20 protein-coding genes are annotated in these 24,746 nt (G+C 60.5%); 14 read left to right on the forward strand and 6 right to left on the reverse strand.

What is annotated here, in order from left to right:
• Window positions 1-2: 2 nt before the first annotated feature.
• Together betT and epsC are read right to left on the reverse strand one after the other, a co-directional pair.
• Window positions 3-1,958, reverse strand: coding sequence for a choline transporter BetT (betT, locus tag AC1Q6Y_RS21455; protein WP_191626061.1), 1,956 nt, complete (start codon window positions 1,956-1,958; stop codon window positions 3-5).
• 376 nt (window positions 1,959-2,334) lie between these two features.
• Window positions 2,335-3,261 (reverse strand): serine O-acetyltransferase EpsC, encoded by a 927-nt coding sequence (gene epsC / locus AC1Q6Y_RS21460; RefSeq protein ID WP_492625119.1) that lies wholly within the window; start codon window positions 3,259-3,261, stop codon window positions 2,335-2,337.
• 190 nt (window positions 3,262-3,451) lie between these two features.
• Between epsC and AC1Q6Y_RS21465 the strand changes: the two genes are divergently transcribed.
• The 13 genes from AC1Q6Y_RS21465 (at window position 3,452) to AC1Q6Y_RS21525 (ending at window position 16,784) form a co-directional block, all read left to right on the forward strand.
• Entirely contained in the window at window positions 3,452-4,444 is a 993-nt protein-coding gene (locus AC1Q6Y_RS21465) for a D-cysteine desulfhydrase (protein WP_154861260.1), read from the forward strand.
• 302 nt (window positions 4,445-4,746) lie between these two features.
• Window positions 4,747-5,547, forward strand: coding sequence for a cystine ABC transporter substrate-binding protein (gene tcyJ / locus AC1Q6Y_RS21470; RefSeq protein ID WP_090452489.1), 801 nt, complete (start codon window positions 4,747-4,749; stop codon window positions 5,545-5,547).
• The gene (gene tcyL / locus AC1Q6Y_RS21475) at window positions 5,547-6,212 is read left to right on the forward strand and encodes a cystine ABC transporter permease (protein WP_007983131.1); all 666 of its coding nucleotides are present in this window, start codon (window positions 5,547-5,549) and stop codon (window positions 6,210-6,212) included. Before tcyJ ends, tcyL begins: the two co-directional genes overlap by 1 nt.
• 4 nt (window positions 6,213-6,216) lie before the next feature.
• The gene (gene tcyN / locus AC1Q6Y_RS21480) at window positions 6,217-6,972 is read left to right on the forward strand and encodes an L-cystine ABC transporter ATP-binding protein TcyN (protein ID WP_108216113.1); all 756 of its coding nucleotides are present in this window, start codon (window positions 6,217-6,219) and stop codon (window positions 6,970-6,972) included.
• Window positions 6,973-7,453: 481 nt separating this feature from the next.
• Window positions 7,454-8,215 carry a hypothetical protein gene (locus tag AC1Q6Y_RS21485; RefSeq protein ID WP_492625120.1) on the forward strand — a complete coding sequence of 254 codons (762 nt, stop codon included), beginning with the start codon at window positions 7,454-7,456 and terminating at the stop codon, window positions 8,213-8,215.
• A 372-nt stretch (window positions 8,216-8,587) separates the two neighbouring features.
• Window positions 8,588-9,820, forward strand: a complete 1,233-nt coding sequence (locus tag AC1Q6Y_RS21490; protein ID WP_057712483.1) for an SfnB family sulfur acquisition oxidoreductase — start codon at window positions 8,588-8,590, stop codon at window positions 9,818-9,820.
• A 23-nt stretch (window positions 9,821-9,843) separates the two neighbouring features.
• Window positions 9,844-11,037: an SfnB family sulfur acquisition oxidoreductase gene (locus tag AC1Q6Y_RS21495; protein WP_492625121.1), complete on the forward strand. Its 1,194-nt coding sequence runs from the start codon at window positions 9,844-9,846 to the stop codon at window positions 11,035-11,037.
• Complete coding sequence (locus tag AC1Q6Y_RS21500; RefSeq protein WP_492625122.1) at window positions 11,037-12,395, forward strand: LLM class flavin-dependent oxidoreductase; 1,359 nt, start codon at window positions 11,037-11,039, stop codon at window positions 12,393-12,395. The genes AC1Q6Y_RS21495 and AC1Q6Y_RS21500 overlap by 1 nt, the downstream gene beginning before the upstream one ends.
• A 129-nt stretch (window positions 12,396-12,524) precedes the next feature.
• Entirely contained in the window at window positions 12,525-13,334 is an 810-nt protein-coding gene (locus AC1Q6Y_RS21505) for a MetQ/NlpA family ABC transporter substrate-binding protein (protein ID WP_057712486.1), read from the forward strand.
• 2 nt (window positions 13,335-13,336) lie between these two features.
• The gene (locus AC1Q6Y_RS21510) at window positions 13,337-14,458 is read left to right on the forward strand and encodes a methionine ABC transporter ATP-binding protein (protein ID WP_492625123.1); all 1,122 of its coding nucleotides are present in this window, start codon (window positions 13,337-13,339) and stop codon (window positions 14,456-14,458) included.
• Window positions 14,448-15,092 carry a methionine ABC transporter permease gene (locus AC1Q6Y_RS21515; RefSeq protein ID WP_057712488.1) on the forward strand — a complete coding sequence of 215 codons (645 nt, stop codon included), beginning with the start codon at window positions 14,448-14,450 and terminating at the stop codon, window positions 15,090-15,092. The genes AC1Q6Y_RS21510 and AC1Q6Y_RS21515 overlap by 11 nt, the downstream gene beginning before the upstream one ends.
• Window positions 15,093-15,612: 520 nt before the next feature.
• Entirely contained in the window at window positions 15,613-15,969 is a 357-nt protein-coding gene (locus AC1Q6Y_RS21520) for a DUF6124 family protein (protein WP_407515130.1), read from the forward strand.
• A gap of 185 nt (window positions 15,970-16,154) precedes the next feature.
• The gene (locus tag AC1Q6Y_RS21525) at window positions 16,155-16,784 is read left to right on the forward strand and encodes a class I SAM-dependent methyltransferase (RefSeq protein ID WP_492625124.1); all 630 of its coding nucleotides are present in this window, start codon (window positions 16,155-16,157) and stop codon (window positions 16,782-16,784) included.
• Window positions 16,785-16,883: 99 nt separating this feature from the next.
• Here the strand turns inward: AC1Q6Y_RS21525 and AC1Q6Y_RS21530 are convergent, their stop codons facing one another.
• Genes AC1Q6Y_RS21530 through AC1Q6Y_RS21540 form a run of 3 tightly spaced genes read right to left on the reverse strand, consistent with a single transcriptional unit; the run spans window position 16,884 to window position 22,095 of the window.
• Window positions 16,884-19,934 (reverse strand): efflux RND transporter permease subunit, encoded by a 3,051-nt coding sequence (locus tag AC1Q6Y_RS21530; protein WP_057712490.1) that lies wholly within the window; start codon window positions 19,932-19,934, stop codon window positions 16,884-16,886.
• The gene (locus AC1Q6Y_RS21535) at window positions 19,931-20,995 is read right to left on the reverse strand and encodes an efflux RND transporter periplasmic adaptor subunit (protein ID WP_057712491.1); all 1,065 of its coding nucleotides are present in this window, start codon (window positions 20,993-20,995) and stop codon (window positions 19,931-19,933) included. The genes AC1Q6Y_RS21530 and AC1Q6Y_RS21535 overlap by 4 nt, the downstream gene beginning before the upstream one ends.
• The gene (locus tag AC1Q6Y_RS21540; RefSeq protein WP_057712492.1) at window positions 20,992-22,095 is read right to left on the reverse strand and encodes an efflux RND transporter periplasmic adaptor subunit; all 1,104 of its coding nucleotides are present in this window, start codon (window positions 22,093-22,095) and stop codon (window positions 20,992-20,994) included. Before AC1Q6Y_RS21540 ends, AC1Q6Y_RS21535 begins: the two co-directional genes overlap by 4 nt.
• 177 nt (window positions 22,096-22,272) lie before the next feature.
• Here AC1Q6Y_RS21540 and AC1Q6Y_RS21545 point away from each other — a divergent pair, with 177 nt between their 5' ends.
• A complete protein-coding gene (locus AC1Q6Y_RS21545; RefSeq protein WP_492625125.1) occupies window positions 22,273-23,469 on the forward strand; it encodes an AAA family ATPase in 1,197 nt (398 codons plus the stop codon).
• A gap of 18 nt (window positions 23,470-23,487) precedes the next feature.
• Here AC1Q6Y_RS21545 and AC1Q6Y_RS21550 read toward each other — a convergent pair whose 3' ends face one another.
• Window positions 23,488-24,630 carry an RHS repeat-associated core domain-containing protein gene (locus AC1Q6Y_RS21550; protein WP_492625126.1) on the reverse strand — a complete coding sequence of 381 codons (1,143 nt, stop codon included), beginning with the start codon at window positions 24,628-24,630 and terminating at the stop codon, window positions 23,488-23,490.
• Window positions 24,631-24,746 lie beyond the last annotated feature (116 nt).

Below are 24,746 nucleotides of genomic sequence, written 5' to 3' on the forward strand. Positions count from 1 at the left end.
GATCAACGCACCAGATGCAGGAACTGCATGTGCCGTTCGTACTGGTCGAGGATGTCGTTGATGATCTGTTCCTTGGAGTAGCCCACCAGATCGTAATCCTGACTGCCCTCGCTCAAATGCACTTCGGCCCGGTAGTAACGACGATTGTTGAGTTGCTTGGAACCCATCCCGCCACGGGCAAACGATGGCGTGAAATAGCCGCGCATCTGCACCTGATAAACGAACGGATGCTGGTCGCCATGGCCGATTTCCAGGCTGACGCTGTCATTGGCCGGGTCCGGGTGTGTCGCTACGTGCAAACCCTTTTCGGTGAACACGGCAGACACTTCTTCAATCGCCGGACGCACCGTCGTATCGAGGAAACGGTAGACCTCATCCCGCGACGGGAAATGCACCGCCTGACTCAGGCGCTGGCGCCAACCGCCCCGCCGTGAACCGGACACCGGTGCCAAGGAATGCATCTGCGCAATCTGCTTCTGCGATTCCAGATAAAACGCCTTGTGCAGCCCCCACATCATCAACAGCAAGATCAGCGAGAACGGCAACGAGGTCAGGACCACCGCCGACTTCAACGCATCGATACTGCCGGAAAACAGCAGCGCGCTGGTCACCAATGCGGTCATCGCGCCCCAGAAAACCCGCAGCCATTTCGGCCCGTCTTCATCAGGATTGCCGCCCTTGGCGGACAGCGTCGACAGCACCACGGTGCCGGAGTCGGCGGAGGTGACGAAGAACACGAAGCTGATGAACACCGTGACCGCAATGACGGTTTTGCTCCACGGGTAGGTTTCCAGCAACAGGTAGAGCGTCATCGACGGATTGTCGATGGCCGACATGCCGAGCGCGCTCATGCCGTGGTTGAGCACTTGATCGATGGCGCTGTTGCCGAAGATCGACATCCACGCCAGGGTGAAGCCGAGCGGAATCAGCAGCACGCCGAAGACGAACTCGCGGATGGTGCGACCACGGGAAATCCGAGCGATGAACAGGCCCACGAACGGTGACCATGCTATCCACCAGGCCCAGTAGAACACTGTCCAGCCGCCCAGCCAGTCGCTGGGTTTGTCGTAAGCGTAGAGGTCGAAACTCTTCATCGGCAAGGCGCCGAGGTAATCGCCAAGGTTCTGGATCAGGGTGTTGAGCAGGTGCTGCGTGGGGCCGGCGAACAGCACGAACAGCAGCAGCGCACAGGCCAGCAGCATGTTGATGTCGGACATGACTCGCACACCCTTGTCGACGCCGGACACGGCAACGATGATCGCAGCGCCCATCATCAAGGTGATCAGGCCGACCTGAACCCATTGGGTGTGGGCGATGCCGAACAGGTAGTCCAGGCCCGAGTTGAGGTGCAACACACCGAAGCCCATATCGGCACCGAGGCCGAACACCGTGGCGATGATGCCGAAGCCATCCACCGCGTAGCCGATGGGGCCATTGATGCGCTTGCCGATCAGCGGATACAGCGCCGAGCGCAGGGCCAGTGGCAGGTTATGCCGGTAGGCAAAGTAGGCCAGCGCCATGCCGACAAAGGCGAACACGCCCCAGCCATGCAGGCCCCAGTGCAGAAACAGAATCTGCATCGCCTGGCGCGCAGCATCTGCCGTACCGGCCTCACCCTGGGGCGGTTGCAGCATGTGGGTCAGCGGCTCGGACACACAGAAGAAAAACAGGGTGATGCTGATCCCGGCGGCGAACAGCATGCCGGCCCAGGACAAATAACTGAATTCGGGTTCGTCGTGGTCGGCACCGAGCTTGATCTTGCCGTAGCCGGACAAGGCGGTGACCACCACGAAGACCAGATACAGGGTCATCGCCAGCAGGTAATACCAGCCGACCGTATTGGCCGCCCAGTTTTGCGCCGCCAGCAACCAGGCACCGGCCTGCTCGGGCATGGCGATGACAACGACACCAAACAACAGAATGAAGCTTGCCGAGAACCAGAACACCGGCGGATTCATGCGGATCAGGCCGCTTGGAGGGATGGACGATGCACTCATGTTCGGTGCACCTCGAAGGGGTAAAACGTGGCTGTAGAAATCGGACTCAGCAAAGGCAAGCCTCCTGTTGTGAGCGGGCAGCGAACCGCCGGTTTAACTTGAATGAACGTTCAAGTTAAACATGGATAGGGGGCTAAGGACTAATCGCAGGGCTCGGCGGTACTGGTATTACGCTAGCTCAAGGGAGGGTTCGGCGCAGGATCAGATCAGGGCCACTGGCTCGATTCGGCTTGAAATCCAATCGCGAGCAAGCTCGCTCCCACAGTTGACCGCGTCCCCCTTGTGGGAGCGAGCTTGCTCGCGATGAGGCCTGAGAAATCAGTGGAGATTTAGAGGCCTACTTCTGCGCCCCATCATCATGCTGCAGATTTGCCTGGGTCAGGTTGCTGCCCGCCGGCACGCTGCGGGTCAGCCAGACGTTGCCGCCAATGGTCGAACCCTGGCCGATGGTGATCCGCCCCAGAATCGTCGCCCCGGCATAAATCACCACGTCATCCTCGACTATCGGGTGTCGTGGCTGGCCTTTCTGCAACTGACCGTCTTCGTCCGCCGGGAAGCGCTTGGCGCCCAAAGTCACCGCCTGATAGATCCGCACGCGCTCGCCGATGATCGCGGTTTCGCCAATCACCACACCCGTCCCGTGGTCGATGAAGAAACTGCGGCCGATCTGCGCTCCAGGGTGAATGTCGATGCCGGTGGCCGAGTGAGCGATTTCCGCGCTGATCCGCGCCAGCAGTGGCAACCCGGCGCGATACAAATGGTGGGCCAGACGATGGTGAATCACCGCCAGAATCCCCGGGTAGCACAACAGCACTTCATCGACACTGCGGGCCGCCGGGTCACCGTGATAGGCAGCCAATACGTCAGTGTCCAACAGGCTGCGCAACCCTGGCAACGCGAGGGCGAAGTCCTGAATGATCTGGATGGTTTTGGCTTCGACTTCAATCTCGGCCTGGGCACTGTGGCGCGCGGCGTAGCGCAATTCGAGCCGCGCTTGGGCCAACAGCGCATTCAGCGCCACATCGAGGGTGTGGCCGACGTAGAAATCTTCGCTCTCTTCGCGCAGGTCAACCGGCCCCAGGCGCATCGGGAACAACGCACCGCACAGCGCTTCGAGAATCTCCGCCATGGCTGCGCGGGACGGCAATTCGCGACCGCCCTGCTCGCCGCTGGCCCGGCCGTTTTGTGCACGCCACTGTTCACGCGCCGTGCGCAGCTGGCTGACGATGGTCTGCAATTGCCAATGGCTGGAACGCTCACTCACGGTAAAAACTCCTCACGGGCGGCCGGACTGTCTGGCCGCACTGACGGCGATTACTTTACGGCAAGGGTCGCAAGGCAAATTAAGAACCAATAGTGCTGTGCTCAGTTCGATTGGCTATAAGCGATTGACGGTTGCCCCGGCTTTTGGGCGTGCCTATAGTCCTGAGATCTTCAACCGCCAGTACGGACTCATGATCAAACAACAGCTCGCCCGCTTTAACCGCCTCGACCTGCTCGGTCAGCCCACCGCCCTGGAAAAACTCGAACGCCTGTCGACCTGGCTGGGCCGCGACCTGTACGTCAAGCGCGATGACCTGACGCCGCTGGCGATGGGCGGCAACAAGCTGCGCAAACTCGAATACCTGGCCGCCGATGCCTTGGCCCAGGGTGCCGACACCTTGATCACGGCGGGGGCGCTGCAATCGAACCACGTGCGCCAGACAGCCGCCATTGCCGCAAAGTTGGGGCTGGGCTGCGTAGCCCTTCTGGAAAATCCTCTGGGCACTGACGACAACAATTACACCGGCAACGGCAACCGCCTGCTGCTCGACCTGTTCGATGCCAAGGTCGAATTGGTAGAAAACCTCGACAACGCCGACGAGCAACTGCAAGCCCTGGCCAACCGACTGTGCAGCAACGGCAAGAAGCCGTACCTGGTGCCGATCGGTGGTTCCAATGCCTTGGGCGCCCTGGGTTACGTACGCGCCGGGCTGGAACTGGCCGAGCAGATCAAGGACACCGGCCTGAAGTTCGCCGCCGTGGTCCTGGCCTCGGGCAGCGCCGGTACCCACAGCGGCCTGGCACTGGCCTTGAGTGAAGCGCTGCCGGATCTGCCAGTGATTGGCGTGACGGTTTCGCGCAGCGATGAAGATCAGCGACCAAAGGTTCAAGGCCTGGCCGAACGCACCGCCGAGTTGCTGGGCGTCAGCCTGCCGGAGGCTTTCAAGGTCGAGCTGTGGGATGAGTATTTCGCCCCGCGTTATGGCGAGCCGAATGCCGGCACACTGGCGGCGGTGAAACTGCTGGCGAGTCAGGAAGGCTTGCTGCTGGACCCGGTCTACACTGGCAAGGCCATGGCGGGCTTGCTGGACGGTATCGGCCGTCAGCGTTTCAACGAGGGGCCGATTATCTTCCTGCACACCGGCGGGGCACCGGCACTGTTTGCCTACAAGGATTTCCTGTAGGAGCGAGCTTGCTCGCGATGGACGACAGGGCACCGCGGGGTGTCAGGTTGCCCGCGTTATCGTTGACGACCATCGCGAGCAAGCTCGCTCCCACAGTAAAAACGCAAGCCATTCCAAAATGGAATAACCAGAAGATTAATTATTATTTTCCAATCTAAAAACGCCATCATATAGTCATGCTACAGGCGAATTTCCCGAGAGACGCATACGCTGCTTTAAGGCAGGATAGCGCTGTCGCTTAATTCCCGATTTCGCCAAATTTTCGCAAAAGCGTCTTCCATAAGAAAACACAGGGGCTTGTCATGAATTTTTCCGCACTACGTCGCAATCTGCTGGTGGGTTCGCTGGGCCTGGCACTGAGCGCCGGCCTGATTGGCCAGGCGGTTGCCGGTGAGCAACTGCAACAAATCAAGGACAAAGGCGTGATCAACGTCGGCCTGGAAGGCACCTACCCACCGTTCAGTTTCGTCGACGCCGACGGCAAACTGGCCGGCTTCGAAGTCGAGTTCTCCGAAGCCCTGGCCAAAGAGCTGGGCGTGAAGGTCAAGCTGCAACCGACCAAATGGGACGGCATCCTCGCGGCCCTGGAATCCAAGCGCCTGGACGCAGTGATCAACCAGGTGACCATCTCCGAAGAGCGCAAGAAGAAGTATGACTTCTCCGAGCCGTACACCGTTTCCGGTATTCAGGCGCTGGTGCTGACGAAGAAGGCCGCCGAGTTGAACATCAAGTCCGCCGCTGACCTGTCTGGCAAGAAAGTCGGCGTAGGCCTGGGCACCAACTACGAGCAGTGGGTGAAAGAAAATGTGCCCAAGGCTGACGTCCGCACCTACGAAGATGATCCAACCAAGTTCCAGGACCTGCGTGTCGGCCGCATCGACGCCATTCTGATCGACCGCCTGGCCGCGCTCGAATACGCCAAGAAAGCCAAGGACACCACCGCCGCCGGTGATGCGTTCTCCCGCCAGGAAGCCGGTATTGCCCTGCGCAAAGGCGAGCCTGAGCTGCTGGCAGCTGTGAACAAAGCCATCGACAAGCTGCGCGCCGACGGTACGCTGAAAAAGCTTTCGGAAAAATACTTCAGCGCTGACGTCACTCAATAATGGAAGAAGCTTTTCAACTCGCACTGGACTCCGCGCCCTTTCTGCTCAAGGGCGCGTATTACACGGTCATCCTCAGCCTGGGCGGGATGTTTTTCGGCCTGGTGATGGGGTTCGGTCTGGCGCTGATGCGCCTGTCGCGCTTCAAACTGGTGAGCTGGATCGCCCGCATCTACGTGTCGTTCTTTCGCGGCACGCCGTTGCTGGTGCAACTGTTCGTGATCTATTACGGCTTGCCGCAATTGGGTCTGGAACTGGATCCGCTGCCAGCGGCCCTGATCGGTTTCTCGCTGAACATGGCCGCCTACGCCTGTGAAATCCTGCGTGCCGCGATCAGCTCCATCGAGCGCGGCCAGTGGGAAGCGGCTGCCAGTATCGGCATGACCCGCGCGCAGACCTTGCGCCGGGCCATCCTGCCGCAGGCGATGCGCACCGCATTGCCGCCGCTGGGCAACAGCTTCATTTCGCTGGTCAAGGACACCGCGCTGGCCGCTACCATCCAGGTGCCGGAACTGTTCCGTCAGGCGCAGCTGATCACCGCCCGCACCTTCGAAATCTTCACCATGTATCTTGCCGCCGCACTGATCTACTGGGTCCTGGCCACGGTGCTGTCGCACCTGCAGAACCAGTTGGAAGCGCGGGTCAATCGGCACGACCAGGAGTCCTGACCCGATGATTGTCGTGGAAAAACTGACAAAGCAGTTCAAGGGTCAAGTCGTGCTCAACGGCATCGATCTTGAGGTCAAGGAAGGCGAGGTGGTCGCGATCATCGGCCCTAGCGGTTCGGGCAAGACCACCTTCCTGCGCTGCCTGAATTTTCTGGAAGAACCCACCAGCGGCCGGATCAAGGTCGGCGATATCGAGGTCGATACCAGCCGCCCACTGAACCAGCAGCAGAGCCTGGTGCGGCGTTTGCGCCAGCACGTAGGTTTCGTGTTCCAGAACTTCAACCTGTTCCCCCATCGCACCGCCCTGGAAAACGTCATCGAAGGCCCGATCGTGGTCAAGAAGACCCCACATGCCGACGCCGTTGCCCTGGGTAAGAAGCTCTTGGCCAAGGTCGGCCTGGCGGGCAAGGAGGACGCTTACCCGCGTCGCCTCTCCGGTGGCCAGCAACAGCGCGTGGCGATTGCCCGGGCGCTGGCGATGGAGCCGGAAGTGATCCTGTTCGATGAGCCGACATCGGCCCTCGACCCGGAGTTGGTGGGCGAGGTGTTGGCGACCATCCGCGGCCTGGCCGAAGAGAAACGCACCATGGTGATCGTCACCCACGAAATGGGTTTTGCCCGGGACGTGGCCAACCGGGTGGTGTTTTTCGACAAGGGTGTGATCGTCGAGCAAGGCGAAGCGAAGGCATTGTTTGCCAACCCGAAAGAGGAGCGGACAAAACAGTTTCTCAGCAAGTTTCTGAATAACGCCCACAACTAACAACCCTGCTCAACAATGGTCATCTTCCATGGACGGAAGTGACACCCCCGAAAAAAACACCTCATCAATACCAAACTAAATCCACCTATTCTATATACATATTTTGTACGCGCGCGCGGTACATATATATGCATCGCAACAATTAACCCCCCTATCTCCACCATGTTCCTTTCGCAGCACCTGGCCAACAACGCCCGCCGAGCCGCCCGACTTCAGCCACTTTCAGCGGACAAATTCGACGCAGCGGCATGGTTTACTTACTTTGCGCCGTAGGAACTTTCTGAATAACATCACGCATCACCCACAACTAATAAATCTTATTGACACTTGCTCCCCCTGACTCTTATCTAGTCTCCGATCAACATCACTCTTCACGCCAAACTCATTATTTCAATTAAAAATAATGAATGGTTTTGCTGTTCGATATTTAGTTTTTGAATTCCCAGAAACGGACTTCGCTGCAAGACTTCAAGGAGACTTCATGAAAAGCACCTCGAACAAATCCGCGCTTGTGGCCCCGACCCTGGCGCAATCCAACAAGACCGGCATCAACGTCACTTGCGCGGCGCACCTGCTGATCGATGTGGCGCCCTACCCCGCCATGGACGAAGGTGACCTGATCGAACTGTTCTGGGACAACTGCTACGTGGCCTCCCGCGTGCTGACGGCCAGCGCTGTCGGCCAACCGGTGCAGCTGCGGGTGCCTGAAAGTTTTGTCGCCAACGGGACCTCGCGCATTCACTACCGGGTCATGCAGGTGGGTCGAGACCCGGTGATTTCGGCCAGCCGAAACGTGCAGATCAAACTCGACTGCCCAGGCGGCCAACCCTCCGCGCTGTGCGGCGATGAAAACCAGTGCCTGGCACCGGTGAGCATTCCCGAGGCGATTCGCCGTCAGGGGGTCAATCCAAGCCAGGTCAAGCGCGGTGTTCCCTTGACCATCGAGCCGTACCTGAACATGGCCGTCGACGACGAAATCACCCTGCGCTGGGGCGATGTGCGCATGGATCTGCCACGGCTCAAGGCCACCGATGTGGGTCAGCCGATTCAGGTCTGGATACCGCCGGCCATCATCCTCGAAGCCGGCGAAGACCTGCGGCTTGAAGTGACGTACTGCATTCTCGATCGGGTGGGAAACAACTCCCGCTGGGCGCCGGCCCGTACGCTGAAAATCGGTTGCGCCAATCCTTATCTGAAAGTCCCCCCGAAAAAAGTGCTCAAGGCCGCCGAATCCCGCAAGTAATGAATACCGCTTCTGTGGCGAGGGGGCTTGCCCCCGTTGGGGTGCGCAGCGCCCCCCATTTCTGCCACCGCGTTGCTTCAGATGAACCACGTTTACAGAATTTACGACTGCTGCGCAGTCGAACGGGGGCAAGCCCCCTCGCCACAGGGATTGCGTTCGCCCATGGGAACACCCTTCTATACATATTCCTAAAAGTTAGTTCATAAAATATTTATACACGTTTAGGGTATATACACCGGACCACCGGACATCCTTGTTTTCATGCGCTGCCACAAGCGGCGCTTCCATAAGATGTGAGGTAGGTATGGTCCGGAACACAATCACCCCAGTGCAGATCGCCAGGGCATTGCGTGCAGCCAAGGAGCGGCACTGATGTCCAGTCTGGCAGATGCAATCGTCCAGAGTGACCTGGACATCGCCCCGCTGTTGTTGCCCGCACAAATCTTGCGCAACGACGCTCAAGCCATCAAGGCGGCCCACGAACTGGCGCAAGTCGCCCGCCAGCAAGCAGCCAAACGAGACCAGCAGCGCAAGCTCCCATGGTCGGAAATCGAGCAGTTCACCCGCAGCGGCCTGGGCAGTATTTCCATCCCCCGCGAGTACGGTGGCCCGCAGGTTTCGTTCGTCACCCTGGCCGAGGTCTTCGCGATCATTTCCGCCGCCGACCCGGCGCTTGGGCAGATCCCGCAAAACCAGTTCGGCATTCTTAACCTGGTGCTCGGCAGCGCCACCGAAGCGCAGAAACAACAACTGTTCAAAAGCGTCCTGGAAGGCTGGCGCATCGGCAATGCCGGGCCGGAACGCGGCACCAAAAACACCCTGGAACTGAAGGCGCGCATCACCGCTGACGGCGTCCTCAATGGCCAGAAGTTCTATTCCACCGGCGCACTGTTCGCTCATTGGGTCGCGGTCAAAGCGCTGAACGACGATGGCAAGCAGGTGCTGGCGTTCATCCGTCGTGGCACACCGGGATTGCGCATTGTCGATGACTGGTCCGGTTTTGGTCAGCGCACCACCGCCAGCGGCACGATTTTGCTCAACAACGTGCAGGCCGATCCCGAACTGGTGGTGGATAACTGGCGGATCAACGACACGCCGAACATCCAGGGTGCCGTCTCGCAGCTGATTCAAGCGGCCATCGACGCCGGCATCGCCCGAGGCGCCATCGACGACGCCATCGACTTCGTGAAAACCCGCGCCCGGCCATGGATCGACGCCAAGGTCGAGCGGGCCAGTGATGACCTGTACGTGATCGCCGATATCGGCAGGTTAAAAATCGAACTGCACGCCGCCGAAGCGCTGCTGCGCAAGGCCGGGCAAGTGCTCGATGACGTCAGCGCCGCACCACTCACCGCCGAGTCCGCCGCCCGCGCCTCGATTGCCGTGGCCGAAGCCAAAGTGCTGACCACCGAGATTTCGTTGCTGGCCAGCGAAAAGCTGCTCGAACTGGCCGGCAGCCGCGCGACCCTCGCCGAATTCAACCTCGACCGCCACTGGCGCAACGCCCGGGTGCACACCCTGCACGACCCGGTGCGCTGGAAGTATCACGCGGTCGGCGCCTATCGCCTCAACGGCACGCTGCCTAATCGCCATTCCTGGATCTGACGACCAGACATCTGGAGAAACATATGACAAGTTCTCACCACGTCGCGGTCATCGCCAGCGATGAACAAGCTCTGATCGTCGCCAGCGACCTCGCCGAAGACTTCAAACGCGACAGCGCCACACGCGACCGCGAGCGCCGCTTGCCACACCCGGAACTGGAAGTGTTTTCCCGATCGGGCCTGTGGGGCATCAGCGTGCCAAAAGAGTATGGCGGCGCCGGCGTTTCCAACGTCACCCTGGCCAAGGTCATCGCCTTGATCGCCCGGGCCGACGGCTCCCTGGGGCAGATCCCGCAAAACCATTTCTATGCCCTCGAAGTATTGCGGGTGAACGGCAGCCACGAGCAGAAGCAACGCCTGTACGCCGAAGTTTTGGCCGGTCAACGCTTCGGCAATGCGTTGGCCGAACTCGGCACTAAAACCGCACACGATCGCGTCACGAGCCTGACTCGCGACGCCAGCGGCTATCGCATCAATGGTCGCAAGTTCTACGCCACGGGCGCGATCTACGCCCAGCGCATTCCCACCTCGGTGGTGGATGAAAACGGCGTGCAGCAACTGGCGTTCGTCCCACGCAACAGCAAGGGCCTGAGCGTGATCGACGACTGGAGCGGCTTTGGCCAACGCACCACCGGCAGCGGTTCGGTGGTGTTCGAAGATGTCTACGTCGCAGCCGAAGATGTGATCCCCTTTCAAAGCGCTTTCGAGCGCCCGACTCCGGTCGGCCCGCTGGCGCAGATTCTCCATGCCGCCATCGACACCGGCATCGCCCGCGCCGCGTATGAAGATGCGCTGCATTTCGTGCGCACGAAAACCCGGCCCTGGATCGACGCCACCCACGAAAAAGCCACGGACGATCCGCTGACCCTCAAGAGCTTCGGCCACCTGAGCATTCGCCTGCACGCCGCCGAGGCGCTGCTGGAACGTGCCGGTGAATTCCTCGACAAGGCCCAGGCCTACACGAATGCCGAGACCGTCGCGGCCGCCTCGATTGCCGTCGCCGAAGCACGCGCCCTCAGCACCGAAATCTCCCTGGCCGCCGGCAGCACACTGTTCGAACTGGCCGGCAGCCAGGCGACCCTGATTGAGCACAGCCTGGATCGCCACTGGCGCAACGCCCGGGTGCACACCCTGCACGACCCGGTGCGCTGGAAGTACCACGCTGTCGGCAATTACTACCTCAACGATGAAAACCCGCCACTGCGGGGGACCATTTGATGACCGCCGCGAAAAAGAAGATCCTGCTCAACGCGTTCAACATGAACTGCATCGGGCACATCAACCACGGTTTGTGGACGCACCCGCGCGACACATCAACCCGCTACAACACCCTCGAGTACTGGACCGAACTGGCGCAGTTGCTGGAGCGCGGGCTGTTCGACGGCCTGTTCATCGCCGACATCGTCGGGGTCTACGACGTTTACCAGAGCTCGGTGGACGTGCCGTTGAAAGAGTCGATCCAGTTGCCGGTCAACGACCCGCTGCTGCTGGTCTCGGCCATGGCGGCGGTAACGAAAAACCTCGGTTTCGGCCTGACCGCCAACCTCACCTACGAAGCGCCGTATCTGTTCGCCCGCCGCCTGTCGACCCTGGATCACCTGAGCCGTGGGCGGGTCGGCTGGAACATCGTCACCGGCTATCTCGACAGCGCCGCCAAGGCCATGGGCCTGAGCGAACAAGTCGAGCATGACCGTCGTTATGACCAGGCCGACGAGTACCTGGAGGTGCTTTACAAACTCCTGGAAGGCAGTTGGGAAAACGGCGCGGTGCTCAACGATCCACGGCAACGGATCTACGCGCAGCCGGACAAAGTGCACAAGGTCGAGCACAAGGGCGAGTTCTATCAGGTCGAGGGTTATCACCTGTGTGAACCCTCGCCCCAGCGCACGCCGGTGCTGTTCCAGGCCGGCAGCTCGGATCGCGGTTTGCTGTTCGCCGGGCGACATGCCGAGTGCGTGTTCATCAGTGGCCAGACCAAGGCATCGACCAAGGCGCAGGTGGACAAGGTACGCGCCAGCGCCGTCGAGGCCGGGCGCAATCCCGAGGACATCAAGGTGTTCATGGGCCTGAATGTGATCGTCGGCGCCACCGAAGACCTGGCCTGGACCAAGCACGCCGAGTACCTGAGCTACGCCAGTGCAGAGGCCGGCGTGGCGCACTTCTCGGCGTCCACCGGGATCGATTTTTCTCAGTACGAAATCGACGAGCCGATCCAGTACGTGAAGAGCAACGCCATCCAGTCCGCCACCAAACACCTGCAGAACAACGACTGGACCCGACGCAAATTACTCGAACAACACGCCCTCGGCGGTCGCTACATCACCGTGGTCGGCTCACCGCAGCAAGTGGCGGATGAACTGGAATCGTGGATCGCCGAGACCGGGCTGGATGGCTTCAACCTGACCCGCATCGTCACGCCGGAAAGCTATGAGGACTTCATCGAGCTGGTGATCCCCGAATTGCAACGGCGGGGCTCTTACAAGACCGCGTACGACGACGGGACCTTGCGCGAAAAGCTGTTTCAGCGGGAGGCGCATCTGCCTGAGCAACATACCGGCTCGACTTACCGACGCTAAAAGCTTCGCGAGCAAGCCCGCTCCCACAGGGATTGTGTGAACACCCGAGATCCACTGTGGGAGCGGGCTTGCTCGCGAAGAGGCCCCACCAGACACCAAAAAATTAATGCACTGACTGGATAACTCATCATGAAAAAGAACTACCTCTCCCACCCAGTCAAAGCACTGGCCCTGGCCCTCGGCCTGTTCAGCTCGGTGACCTTCGCCGCCGACGCCCCGCTGAAAATCGGCACCACCGCCGCTTTCGCCATTCCCCTGGAAGCAGCGGTCGAAGAAGCCGGCAAACAAGGCCTGAAAGTCGAACTGGTGGAGTTCACCGACTGGATCGCACCGAACGTCAGCCTCGCCGCTGGCGACATCGACGTGAACTACTTCCAGCACATCCCGTTCCTGGAAAACGCCAAGGCAGCATCAGGTTTCGATCTGGTGCCGTTCGCACCGGGGATCATCAACAACGTCGGCCTCTACTCGAAGAAATACAAAAGCTTCGACGAACTGCCCCAAGGCGCCAGCGTGGCCATCGCCAACGATCCGATCAACAGCGGTCGTGGCTTGCAGCTGCTGGCCAAGGCCGGTCTGATCACCCTCAAGCCCGGCGTCGGCTACAAGGCCACCGAAGAAGACATCATCGCCAACCCGAAGCACATCAAGATCCTCCAGGTCGAAGCCGTGCAACTGGTACGTGCCTATGACGATGCCGATCTGGTACAGGGCTACCCGGCCTACATTCGCTTGTCGAAAACCTTCGACGCAGGTTCCGCGCTGCTGTTCGACGGCCTCGATCACAAGGAATACGTGATTCAGTTCGTGATCCAGCCCAAGAGCAAAACCGACCCGCGCCTGATCAAGTTCGTCGACATCTACCAGCACTCACCGGCTGTGCGCGCCGCACTGGATAAAGCCCACGGCAAGCTCTATCAAGCCGGCTGGGAAAGCTGAGCATGACCGCCGCCATCCAACGGCGACTGGAGATTCCAGAGCCGCAAAGCGCAGAGCGCACTGAGCTGCATCCCGAACTCAACCATGCCCACGTACGCTTCATCGGCCTGGGTAAAACCTACAACGGCCAGCAAGGACCGGTGGCCGCATTGCACGGCATCGACCTGGCGATCCAGCGCGGCGAAGTGTTCGGCATCATCGGCCGCAGCGGCGCCGGCAAGTCGTCGCTGATCCGCACCATCAATCGCCTGGAACAGCCGAGCAGCGGTCGGGTACTGATCGATCAAGTGGACATCGGCGAGTTCGACGAAGACCGACTGGTGGCGCTGCGGCGGCGCATCGGCATGATCTTCCAGCACTTCAACCTGATGTCGGCCAAGACCGTTTGGCAGAACGTCGAACTGCCGTTGAAAGTCGCTGGCGTGCCCAAGGAACAACGCGAGCGCAAAGTCCGTGAACTGCTGGAACTGGTGGGTTTGCAGGCCAAACACAAGGCTTACCCGGCGCAGTTGTCCGGCGGGCAGAAACAGCGCGTGGGCATTGCCCGGGCGCTGGTGCATGACCCGGAAATCCTGCTGTGTGACGAAGCCACCTCGGCACTGGACCCGGAGACTACGCAGTCGATTCTCGGCCTGCTGCGCGAGATCAATCAACGCCTGGGCCTGACCATTGTGCTGATCACCCACGAGATGGCGGTGATCCGTGAAATCTGTGATCGGGTGGTGGTGCTGGAGCACGGGAGAATCGTCGAGCAAGGCCCGGTCTGGGAAGTGTTCGGCAATCCACAACATGAGGTCAGCAAGACATTGCTGGCGCCGTTGCAACACGCATTGCCGCAAGAACTGCAAAGCCGTCTGTTGGCGCAATCGAGTGCCTGCGACGCCGCTGTGGTCCTGCGCTTGCAGTTCACCGGCAGCCAACGCAACGAACCGGATCTGGCGGCACTGTTCAGCGCCCTCGGAGGCCGCGTGCGATTGTTGCAAGGCGGCGTGGAACGGATTCAGGGCCATGCGCTTGGGCAACTGCTGCTGGCGGTGACCGGCTCGTCCCTCGATGCCGAGGAGTTGTGTCAGCGCGCCTCTCATTGGGCGCAACAGGTGGAGGTACTGGGTTATGTGGTTTGATCGCCTGCTGCAGGGCTTTATCGACACCTTCCTGATGGTCGGCGTGTCGTCGTTGATCGCGCTGTTGGCGGGCATTCCGCTGGCAGTGATCCTGGTCACCAGTTCCAAGGGCGGCATCTACGAAGCGCCAGCGCTGAACCGCGCTTTGGGCGCATTCGTGAACTTGTTCCGCTCGGTGCCTTTCCTGATCCTGATGGTCGCTTTGATTCCGTTCACCCGGCTCATCGTCGGCACCACTTACGGCGTGTGGGCCGCGGTGGTGCCGTTGACCATCGCCGCTACGCCTTTCTTTGCGCGCATTGCCGAGGTCAGCTTGCGCGAGGTCGACCACGGCTTGGTCGAAGCAGCGCAAGCCATGGGCTGCCGGCGCTGGCACATCGTTTGGCATGTGTTGTTGCCGGAAGCGCTGCCGGGGATTGTTGGCGGGTTCACCATCACCCTGGTGACGATGATCAACTCCTCGGCCATGGCCGGGGCGATTGGCGCCGGTGGACTGGGGGACATTGCCTATCGGTATGGGTATCAGCGGTTTGATAGCCAGATCATGTTGACGGTGATTGTGTTGCTGGTGGCGTTGGTGGCGGTGATTCAGCTGGGTGGGGATCGGTTGGCGCGGGGGTTGAACAAGCGCTAAGCACGTTGCGAACACCCTTTGTGGCGAGGGGGCTTGCCCCCGTTCGACTGCGCAGCAGTCGCAAAACCGGCGTACTCGTTGTTTCTGACATACTTCATTGCATGGTTATGGGGGCGCTTCGCACCCCAACGGGGGCAAGCCCCCTCGCCACAGGTGATCACCCCCCCTGACAGGGAAGTTTTCGTACAGGGAAATCAGCCATTCCGCAGGCCTATTCCCTTTCCTTTGCAGGAAGTTTCCTAGATCATTTCGCTCGCTTGCGCCTGCCAAATCCGGCGGCTAGTCTCGGTCCGTCACTGCTCATCAGTGATCGGGTTTAGTCGCCCGGATCTTTCTAGGCGCACAGCGCCACCTCATTCCAGGTGTTTTCATTACCTGAAAGTTATGGTGGCTGTGCGCAGGGCACCCTCGGGTGCGCCGGGTTGCCTAGAGACCGGTCGACTAACCTGCGTGCAGCCGCCACCCCTGCTCGTTTAGTCGCGACATCGGTTGGCTCCAATTAGCTCTAGGAGTTTTACCAATGGAAAAATCCGTACCCGATCCACCTCCCGAAAATCCCGCCAATGAAACCGTGACCGACGAATTGCTCAGAGATCGCTCCGTGCTTTATCGGGCCATCGATTTCTACCTCACCGGCAAGCAACCCGCACCGCCCGATGAAATGCGCTTCTACAACGTCAGCAAAGACGTGAGTTTTGAAGACACTCAGTTGTATGTTGCCGATCTGCTGCGCTGTGCTTCGGTGACGGCGTATCAGTGTGGCGATCAACTCAAGGGCGCCGACCGTGCGATGGTGTACTCGATCTGGCATTTGCTGGAGATTGCCAAGGCGATGGTGGATCACTCCATTGAGTGTCTGGGGATGAAAAAGGGCTGAGCCATCTGTTGTCAGTACCAACGCCATCGCGAGCAAGCTCGCTCCCACAGTTGATCCTCAGTGCAGACCAAATTTGTGCACGGCGCGAATCATTGTGGGAGCGAGCTTGCTCGCGATGGGCTGCGAAGCAGCCCCCGGCATGATGGCGTATATTCGACCCATCCCACTTGCCCGCGCAGCCGACCATGAAGCAAACACCTGACGACCTCGAACAGATCACCTCCACGACCCTCGGCCATTACAACGCGGTCGCCGAAGACTTCCGTGAAGGCACCCGCGATCACGACGTCAGCCAGAACATCGATGCCCTGCTGCGGCACATTCAGGGCGAGGCGCCTTTCGACATTCTCGATTTCGGCTGCGGGCCGGGTCGGGATTTGCAAACCTTCACCCGCATGGGGCACAGGGCTGTCGGCCTCGACGGTTCGGAAAAACTCGCGCAGATGGCCCGTGAGGACAGTGGTTGCGAGGTCTGGCAGCAGGACTTTTTGAAGCTTGATCTGCCGGCCGAGCGTTTCGACGGGATCTTTGCCAACGCGGTGCTGTTTCATGTTCCGCGTCAGGAATTACCACGGGTGTTGAAGCAGTTGTGGGGAGCGCTGAAACCGGGTGGGGTGTTGTTCAGTTCCAATCCCCGTGGCGAGAATCAGGAAGGCTGGAACGGGCCGCGTTATGGGTCGTATCACGACCTGGCGGCCTGGCAGCATTTGTTGATCGAGGCGGGGTTTGTGGAGCTGGAGCATTACTACCGGCCGACAGGGCTGCCGCGGGAGCAGCAGCCCTGGTTGGCGAGTGTCTGGCGTAAAGCTGTATAGCCCATTCGGACGCCATCGCGAACAAGCTCGCTCCCACAGTGGATTGCGGTCAACCTGTGGGAGCGAGCTTGCTCGCGATGAGCGCGAAGCGCTCGCTTTTTAAACAGCGTCTTTCTTCGGCTCGCGAATCTTGTACCAGGCCACATACAGCGCCGGCAAAAACAGCAGCGTCAGCAAGGTGGCGATGACGATCCCGCCGATCATCGCGTAGGCCATCGGCCCCCAGAACACTTCCCGGGCAATCGGGATCATCCCCATGCTCGCCGCCGCCGCGGTCAGCAGGATCGGACGGCGCCGATGTTCGGTGGCCTGCACCACTGCATCCCACGGCGCATAGCCCTTCAGTTCATATTCCTCGATCTGGGTCACCAGGATCACCGAGTTACGAATGATGATACCGATCAGCGCCAGAATCCCGAGGATCGCCACGAAGCCCATCGGCGTGCCTGTCGGCACCAGCGCGATCACCACGCCGATCAGCCCCAGCGGCGCGACGCTGGCCACCAGGAACAGCTTCTGCACGCTGTGCAGCTGGATCATCAGGAAGGTCGCCATCAAGAACAGCATCAGCGGCACAACCTTGGCAATCGGTCCCTGGGCCTTGCCGCTTTCCTCCACCGTACCACCGGTGGCGACCTTGTAGCCCGCCGGCAATTTGGCAGCGAAATCGTCGATGGACGGCTTGAGGATTTTCACCAGGTCCGTCGGCTGGATCTCGTCGCGTATCGCCGCCTTGATGGTGATGGTCGGCAGGCGATCGCGACGCCACACCAGCGGCTGCTCCAGTTCGTAGCGCACCGTGGCGAACGCCAGCAGCGGAATCGACGTGCCACTCGGCGTGACGATTTGCAGGTTCTGCAGGGTTTCCGGCGTACCGCGTTCGGAATCCACCGCGCGGCCGACCACGTTGATCAGGTAAATGTCGTCATCGACCTGGGTCACCGACTGGCCGCTGACGATGCCGTTCATCAGGTTGGCCACATCCTCCGAAGACAACCCCAACTGCCGCGCCTTGTCCTGGGCGATGTCGATCCGCAGCACTTTGCCCGGTTCGTTCCAGTCGTAGATGATCTCGCCAATGTGCGGGTTCTTGTCCAGCTCAGTGGCCAGGTCGATGGCATGTCGGCGCACCTGGTCGACGTCCTTGCCGCTGACCCGGTACTGGATCGGACGCCCTACCGGCGGGCCCATTTCCAGTGCCTGGACATAACTGCCGATGCCAACGAAGTCGTTGCGCAAGCGCTCGCGAAGCTTCTGCATCATGGCCTCACGGGTATGGCCTTTGCTGACGATCACCAACTGCGCGTAGAACGGGTTTTGCAGTTGCTGGTCCAGTGGCAGATAGAAGCGAATGGCACCCTGGCCGACGTAGGTGCTCCAGCGCACGATGTCCGGATCGTCCTTGAGCGTGGCTTCAAGACGATCGACGGCCCGGCGGGTTTCGTCGATCGAGGCGTTTTGCGGCAGGTTCAGGTCCACCAGGATTTCCGGCCGATCCGAAGACGGGAAGAACTGGTTCTGCACGTAGCGCATGCTGAACACCGCCAGTACAAAGCACAGTACGGTGATGCCAATAGCCCACCAGCGATTGCGCATGCACCACAGCAGCCCGCCATTGAACGCCTTGCCGATACGCCCGGGTTCGCCTTCATGGGGTTTCACGTTGGTACTGAGAATGTGCACGCCGATCACCGGCGCAAACAATACCGCCACCACCCACGACACCAGCATCGCGCAGGCAATCACCGCAAACAGGGTGTAGGTGTATTCACCGGCCGAGCTGGCGTTCAAGCCGATCGGCACGAAGCCCGCCACCGTCACCAGCGTGCCGGTGAGCATCGGGAACGCCGTGGAGGTGTAGGCGAAGGTCGCCGCCTGCTCCTTGGTCTCACCCAACTCCAGACGCGTAACCATCATTTCCACGGTGATCATCGCATCGTCCACCAGCAGGCCGAGGGCGATGATCAGTGCACCGAGGGAAATCCGCTGCATGGTGATGCCGCTGTATTCCATGAACACGAACACCATCGCCAGCACCAGCGGGATCGAGCACGCCACCACCAGCCCGGCGCGCACGCCAAGGCTGACGAAGCTGACCAACAGTACGATCACCACGGCCTCGAACAACGCGCTGGTAAAGCCGCCAACGGCCTCCTCCACCACCACGGCCTGGTCGGAGACGTTGTCAATGCCGACACCCACCGGCAGGTCGGCGGTCAACTGGTCGATACGGGTGTGCAGGGCCTTGCCGAACGCCTGGACGTTGCCACCCTTCTGCATGGCAATCGCCAGGCCGATGGCCGGTTTGCCGTTGAAGCGGAATTCCGGCGAGGCCGGATCGACGTAGCCGCGGCTGATTTCGGCAATGTCGGCCAGACGATAGAAGCGGTCATTGAGCTTGAGGTTGACCTCGGCCAGGTCTTTCTCCGAAGCGAACTGCCCCGAAGTGCGCACCGAAATCCGCTCCGGCCCGGCCTCGATGACACCCGCCGGGGTCACGGAGTTCTGGGTTTGCAGGCTCTGCACCACCTGACGCTGATCGATGCCCAGCGCAGCGAGTTTGCGCGTGGAGAAGTTCAGGTACAGCACTTCGTCCTGCTGGCCGACCATTTCGATCTTGCCCAGCCCCGGCACGCCGCGAATTTCCATGCGGGCCTGTTCCACGTAGTCGCGCAACTGACGCATGGTCAGGCCGTCGGCGGTGAAGGCGTAGATCGACCCGAAGACGTCACCGAACTCGTCGTTGAACGACGGCCCCTGTATGCCTTGCGGGAACTGGTATTTGATGTCGTTGATCTTCTTGCGCACCTGGTACCAGATTTCCGGGATGTCCTTGGCACTGGTGGTGTCGCGCAGGTTCACGTACACCGTCGATTCGCCGGGGCGCGTGTAGCTTTTCACATAGTCGAGGGAGTCGAGCTCCTCGAGCTTCTTCTCGATCCGGTCAGTGATCTGTTCGAGGGTTTCCTCCTGGGTCGCCCCCGGCCATTTGCTCTGGATCACCATGGTCTTGATGGTGAACGAAGGGTCTTCTTCGCGCCCCAGGTTGAAATACGAGAACACACCCATCAACAACGCGACGAACATCAGATACCAGATGAACGACTGATGCTTGAGGGCCCATTCCGAGAGGTTGAAAGGCCCTTTCATTGACTGTCCTCGTCGATTTTCACTTGTTGCCCCGGCTTGAGGCTGTTCACACCGGCACTGACCACCCGCTCGCCGTTCTTCACGCCGCCAGCCAGCACCACGGTGCTATCGGTACGGCTGATCACGGTGATGTCACGGGGGGAGACGGTTTTACTCTGTGCATCAATCACCCAGATGCGTGGCTTGCCATCGACCTCCTGCAGCGCGGTGACAGGCAACTCGATACGCGGCTTGATCGCCGAGCTCAGGGTGACGCTGATGGCTGTGCCGAGGCGAAAGCCATCTGGTGTTTCAGCCAGGCTCAAGCGGGCGCGACGGGTGCGTGTGGCGCTTTGAGCCTGAGGTTCGATTTCACGGATGATGGCGGTGGTGTTGATGCTCGGATCCAGCTGCGCAGCGACCAGAAACACCACATCGCTGGGCAGTTGATCGACCAGGGTATCGGGCAGGTCGATCACCGCTTCCTTGATGTCCGGTTGCGCCAGAGTCACCACTTGCTGACCGGCCGTTACCACTTGCCCGGCCTCGGCGCTCCACTGGGTGACCACGGCTTTATGGTCGGCGCGCAGCTCGGTGTAGCCCAGTTGGTCCTTGCTCTGGTTAACGGCCGCCCGGGCCTGATCGAGGGAGGCCTGGGTGGTTTTGAGGTCCGTGTTGGCCTCGTCGAGTTGCGCTTGCGCGCCGACCCCACGATCAAACAAGGCTTGCTGGCGCAGGGCACTGGCCTTGGCATTGATCAGTTGCGCCTGGATTTTCGACAGGTCGCCCTGGGCCGAACGCAATTGGTTCTGCTGGTCGGAAGGGTCGAGGGTGGCGAGCAGCGTACCCTTCTCCACCTCGGCGCCGACATCGACGTTACGGCTGGCGATTCGCCCGTCCACGCGGAAGCCGGTATTGCTTTCATAGCGCGCCTGGATGCTACCGGCGAAGCGGCCCAGGTCCTCTTCGCTCAAGGTCTGGACCTTGATCGACAACACCGGCCGTACCGGCGCCGGCGGCGGTTCGTTTTTGGAACAGGCGCTCAGCACCAGCCCGATGGACAACGCCCATAAAGGCTTCATGGCTTGGCTCCCCACGTCAGATCCTTGTAAGTGTTTTCGGCAATTTCGACTTCCATGTCCGGGTGCAAGAGTTGTCCGCCGGCGATGATGACTTTGTCCCCGTCCTTCAACCCGCCGCTGATGATGACCTTGCCGGTCAGGTAGCGGCCGACCGTGACTGAATGCAATTGGGCCTTGCCCTTGTCGTCGACAATCCAGACAGCGGGGGCACTGATGTTTTTGGTCAGCGCCGACCACGGCAACTCGATGACCGACTTGCCCGATCCGCTGGCCGTGGCACTCACCACCGAACCCAACTGCATGCCGTCGGGCAGTTTGTCGAGGCCGACCTTGACCTGCACGGTTCCGGATTGCGCCGACACCGCCGGGGTGATTTCGCGTACGGTGCCAGTGGTTTTGATCGCAGGGTTATCGACCAGGCTGAGGACAATGGTGTGATCTCTCGGCTTCTCGGCCAGCAGCGATTCGTAGACGTTGAACACCGCATCCCGGTCGCCGTCACGGGCCAGGCTGAAGATCGGCATCGTCGCCTGCACCACCTGGCCGACTTCCGCCTGGCGCTCGGTAATGATCCCCGGTGCATCGGCGATCAGCGCCGTATAGCTCAACTGATCCTTGGCATTGGCCAACTGCGCCTTGGCAGCGCTCAGGGCGCTCTGGCTGCTGTGCAAGGTTGCCTGGGCCGAGTCGTATTCGCTCTGGCTGGTGTAACCCTTGGGCAGCAATTTTTGCTGACGCACGAACGCCGCCGCACTTTGCGTCACCCGCGCCTGTTCGGCGACGACTTGCGCCTGGGCCGAATCGACATTGGTCTGCAAATCCTTGGGGTCGAGCCGGGCCAGCACTTGCTTGGCGGTCACTCGATCACCGACGTCGACCGAGCGCTGGATGATCTTGCCACCCACGCGGAAAGACAGCTCCGTCTGTACCCGGGCCTGGATATCACCGGTGAGGGTAACCGGGACCGCGTAATCGGCCGGCTTGACGACTTGCACGAACACCCGTGGCAGGTATTCCTGCACGGGTTTTTTCTCGTCGCAAGCCGTCAGCAGGGTGACGACACTCAAGGCCATGACTACTTTAAATCCGGGAACCACCATGCAAACTCCTTGGCCTTTTCCATGTACAACTCGACAGAGAGCTTAGAACAGGATTGGAACCTTGCACGAGCGTCTTATGAAGAAAAAGCTCACACTCTTTCAGCCCTGAAACACTTGCCATAGACGCCTGTGCATGCCTGACAATGAGCCCCGGTCGATCCCCCCTCAGGAACCCAAATGCTCAAGACCCTCGCGGTGGCCAATTACCGTTCGATCAACAAACTGGTGATCCCGCTGGGACGGCTGAATCTGATCACCGGCCCCAACGGCAGCGGCAAGTCCAACCTGTACCGTGCGCTGCGCCTGCTGGCGGAAACCGCCCACGGCGGGGTGGTCAATGCCCTGGCCCGTGAAGGTGGCCTGGATTCGACCTTCTGGGCCGGCCCGGAAACCATCTCCCGGCGCATGCGCACTGGCGAAGTCGCCATCGAGCCCACCGTGCGCCAGGGCGTCAAACGCCTGCGCCTGGGGTTTGCGGGAGAGGATTTCGGCTACTCGATCAGCCTCGGCCTGCCCGATTCCAATGGCCATTTCATGCTGCCCGGACGCAGCACGCCGATACCGTCTTATTTCAGCCTCGACCCGCAGATCAAACGCGAATGCCTGTGGGCCGGAGCGTTCTATCGCCCGGCCAGTCTGCTGGTCGATCGTGACGGCCCGATGATCCGTGCCCGCGCCGATCGAAAGTGGGATGTATTGGCGCAGCACACGCCGACTTTCGACAGCCTGTTCGATCAGGTCGGCAGCCTGCGCAGTTCGCCGGAAGTGCTGGAGATGCGCGAGTCCATTCGCCGCTGGCGCTTTTACGATCACTTTCGCAGCGATGCCGACGCCCCGGCGCGGCAACCGCAACTGGGCACCCGCACGCCGGTGCTGCACCACGACGGACGCGATCTGGCGGCGGCCTTGCAGACGATCATCGAAATTGGCGACCCCGAGGCCTTGCGGGCGGCGATCAGCGACGCTTTCCCCGGTGCACGACTGAACATCGAACCTCTGCCGGGTGGGCGCTTCGCCATCGAGTTCTTTCAGGAAGGTTTGTTGCGGCCGCTGTCGGCCGCCGAGTTGTCGGACGGAACGTTGCGTTACCTGCTGCTGGTCGCAGCGCTGCTGACGCCACGGCCGCCGACTTTGATGGTATTGAACGAACCGGAAACCAGCCTGCACCCGGATCTGCTGCCGGCGCTGGCGCGCTTGATCATCCGCGCGTCCGAGCAGTGCCAGGTGTGGGTGGTGTCCCACGCCCGACGTTTGATTTCGGCGTTGCAGGAGGACCCGGAGTGCAATTGCATCGTACTGGAGAAGAATCTCGGACAGACCGGGATTGTCGGGCAGCGGATACTGGATGAGCCGGCGTGGTATTGGCCGGAGTAAGTTTTTGAGTTGGACCACTCAGGTCCATCGAATTTTTTTGTTCGGATTGAGCGGTGACCGCTGACGCCTGGCCACCAGAATTGGCCGGGTAGCCGCCACTTCAAGCATTTCATCATAGGATCGCTTGCCAGCTAGCTTCAGGGGGCCTGATCTGAGTATTCCTGGTGTTGGTGGTGGTGTTAGGAACGGGGCCGAGGGCTGGTCCGGGCCCGGGGAAAAAAAGGAAGGCGACATAGGTGGTGCCGATGGCGGGAACGGGTCAGACGGTGCTCGCCCCTTGTTCTCCACAAAACGCTTCAAGGCAGGGACAGTCTTGGGATCACGCGCAGCCCAGTAAACAGTCGCTCTCGATACCACCGTAAGTCCCGCTAATCCTAATGCAATAAACCCGAGCGCTTTAGCTGACTCAGAATCCCCAGTAATACCCGCAACAGCACTGGCAACGCCCGTCAGAGCTGAAGCCATCGTCGCCACTCCCGCCACAGTCGAGCCTGCTGCACCGAGGGTGTATTTGTAGGGTAACCGACCTGCTGCACCCCATTGCAAAGCATCCTTGGCCAACTTGAAGGGAATGGCGGGCGACATGGTAATTCGAGCATTGGCCACGCTGAACAGGCTCGTGATCAACCTGGCAAACTGCCCCGTCGGGTCACTGAAATTCACCGGGTCCCCCAGACAATACGCATACGCATTCAGTCCGCCCCGCCCAAACGGGCTCAAGCTGTCCGGTCTGTTGAAGCGCATCAGCACTGGGTTGAACGCCCGATGCCCGTTACCCAGCAGATAATGGCCGGTGGCCGGATCGACCACTTCGCCGGTGAATCCGAGCAAACCACCGGGACCACTCTCGACCCGCCGATGACCGTAGGGCGCGTAGACCTGACGTACATCTCCGTCGGGGCCGGTCATCTGCAATACCGAGCGTTGCTGATCAGTGACCAGTAACAGGCTGTTGCGCTCGCCACCGTCCAACGATTGCACTGCCAGCAGTTGCCTGTCGTGTTGAAGCACGCTGTACGCATCCTGTCCTTTCAGTTGCGTCACCAGGTGTTCGCCGCGGTAGAACCGGGTCAATTTTTCCAGCTCCAACGGCTCCAGTTCGACCAGCCGATCCAGAGCATCATAGCGGTAGCGATTGAGGGGGCGAGTCGTTGGGCTCATGAGGGTCAACTCCCGGCGAAGGAAGCAGTTTGCACCCGCTTGAATGCGCCGGCACCTAGTAGAACTGTTAGTGCCGGGAGAAAGCTGTCGCCCGGGTTTGCCCAGGCAAGAGAGGA

The organism is Pseudomonas sp. GW823-FHT06E10, assembly GCF_058794995.1.

Coding starts and splice junctions, on each gene's coding strand:
- AC1Q6Y_RS21540 (WP_057712492.1), bottom strand. CDS start 22,095: ATGGTGGTTCCCGGATTTAAAGTAGTCATGGCCTTGAGTGTCGTCACC.
- AC1Q6Y_RS21485 (WP_492625120.1), top strand. CDS start 7,454: ATGAAAAGCACCTCGAACAAATCCGCGCTTGTGGCCCCGACCCTGGCG.
- AC1Q6Y_RS21550 (WP_492625126.1), bottom strand. CDS start 24,630: ATGAGCCCAACGACTCGCCCCCTCAATCGCTACCGCTATGATGCTCTG.
- AC1Q6Y_RS21520 (WP_407515130.1), top strand. CDS start 15,613: ATGGAAAAATCCGTACCCGATCCACCTCCCGAAAATCCCGCCAATGAA.
- AC1Q6Y_RS21490 (WP_057712483.1), top strand. CDS start 8,588: ATGTCCAGTCTGGCAGATGCAATCGTCCAGAGTGACCTGGACATCGCC.
- AC1Q6Y_RS21530 (WP_057712490.1), bottom strand. CDS start 19,934: ATGAAAGGGCCTTTCAACCTCTCGGAATGGGCCCTCAAGCATCAGTCG.
- AC1Q6Y_RS21465 (WP_154861260.1), top strand. CDS start 3,452: ATGATCAAACAACAGCTCGCCCGCTTTAACCGCCTCGACCTGCTCGGT.
- AC1Q6Y_RS21500 (WP_492625122.1), top strand. CDS start 11,037: ATGACCGCCGCGAAAAAGAAGATCCTGCTCAACGCGTTCAACATGAAC.
- tcyL (WP_007983131.1), top strand. CDS start 5,547: ATGGAAGAAGCTTTTCAACTCGCACTGGACTCCGCGCCCTTTCTGCTC.
- betT (WP_191626061.1), bottom strand. CDS start 1,958: ATGAATCCGCCGGTGTTCTGGTTCTCGGCAAGCTTCATTCTGTTGTTT.
- tcyN (WP_108216113.1), top strand. CDS start 6,217: ATGATTGTCGTGGAAAAACTGACAAAGCAGTTCAAGGGTCAAGTCGTG.
- AC1Q6Y_RS21545 (WP_492625125.1), top strand. CDS start 22,273: ATGCTCAAGACCCTCGCGGTGGCCAATTACCGTTCGATCAACAAACTG.
- AC1Q6Y_RS21510 (WP_492625123.1), top strand. CDS start 13,337: ATGACCGCCGCCATCCAACGGCGACTGGAGATTCCAGAGCCGCAAAGC.
- AC1Q6Y_RS21525 (WP_492625124.1), top strand. CDS start 16,155: ATGAAGCAAACACCTGACGACCTCGAACAGATCACCTCCACGACCCTC.
- tcyJ (WP_090452489.1), top strand. CDS start 4,747: ATGAATTTTTCCGCACTACGTCGCAATCTGCTGGTGGGTTCGCTGGGC.
- AC1Q6Y_RS21515 (WP_057712488.1), top strand. CDS start 14,448: ATGTGGTTTGATCGCCTGCTGCAGGGCTTTATCGACACCTTCCTGATG.
- AC1Q6Y_RS21495 (WP_492625121.1), top strand. CDS start 9,844: ATGACAAGTTCTCACCACGTCGCGGTCATCGCCAGCGATGAACAAGCT.
- AC1Q6Y_RS21505 (WP_057712486.1), top strand. CDS start 12,525: ATGAAAAAGAACTACCTCTCCCACCCAGTCAAAGCACTGGCCCTGGCC.
- AC1Q6Y_RS21535 (WP_057712491.1), bottom strand. CDS start 20,995: ATGAAGCCTTTATGGGCGTTGTCCATCGGGCTGGTGCTGAGCGCCTGT.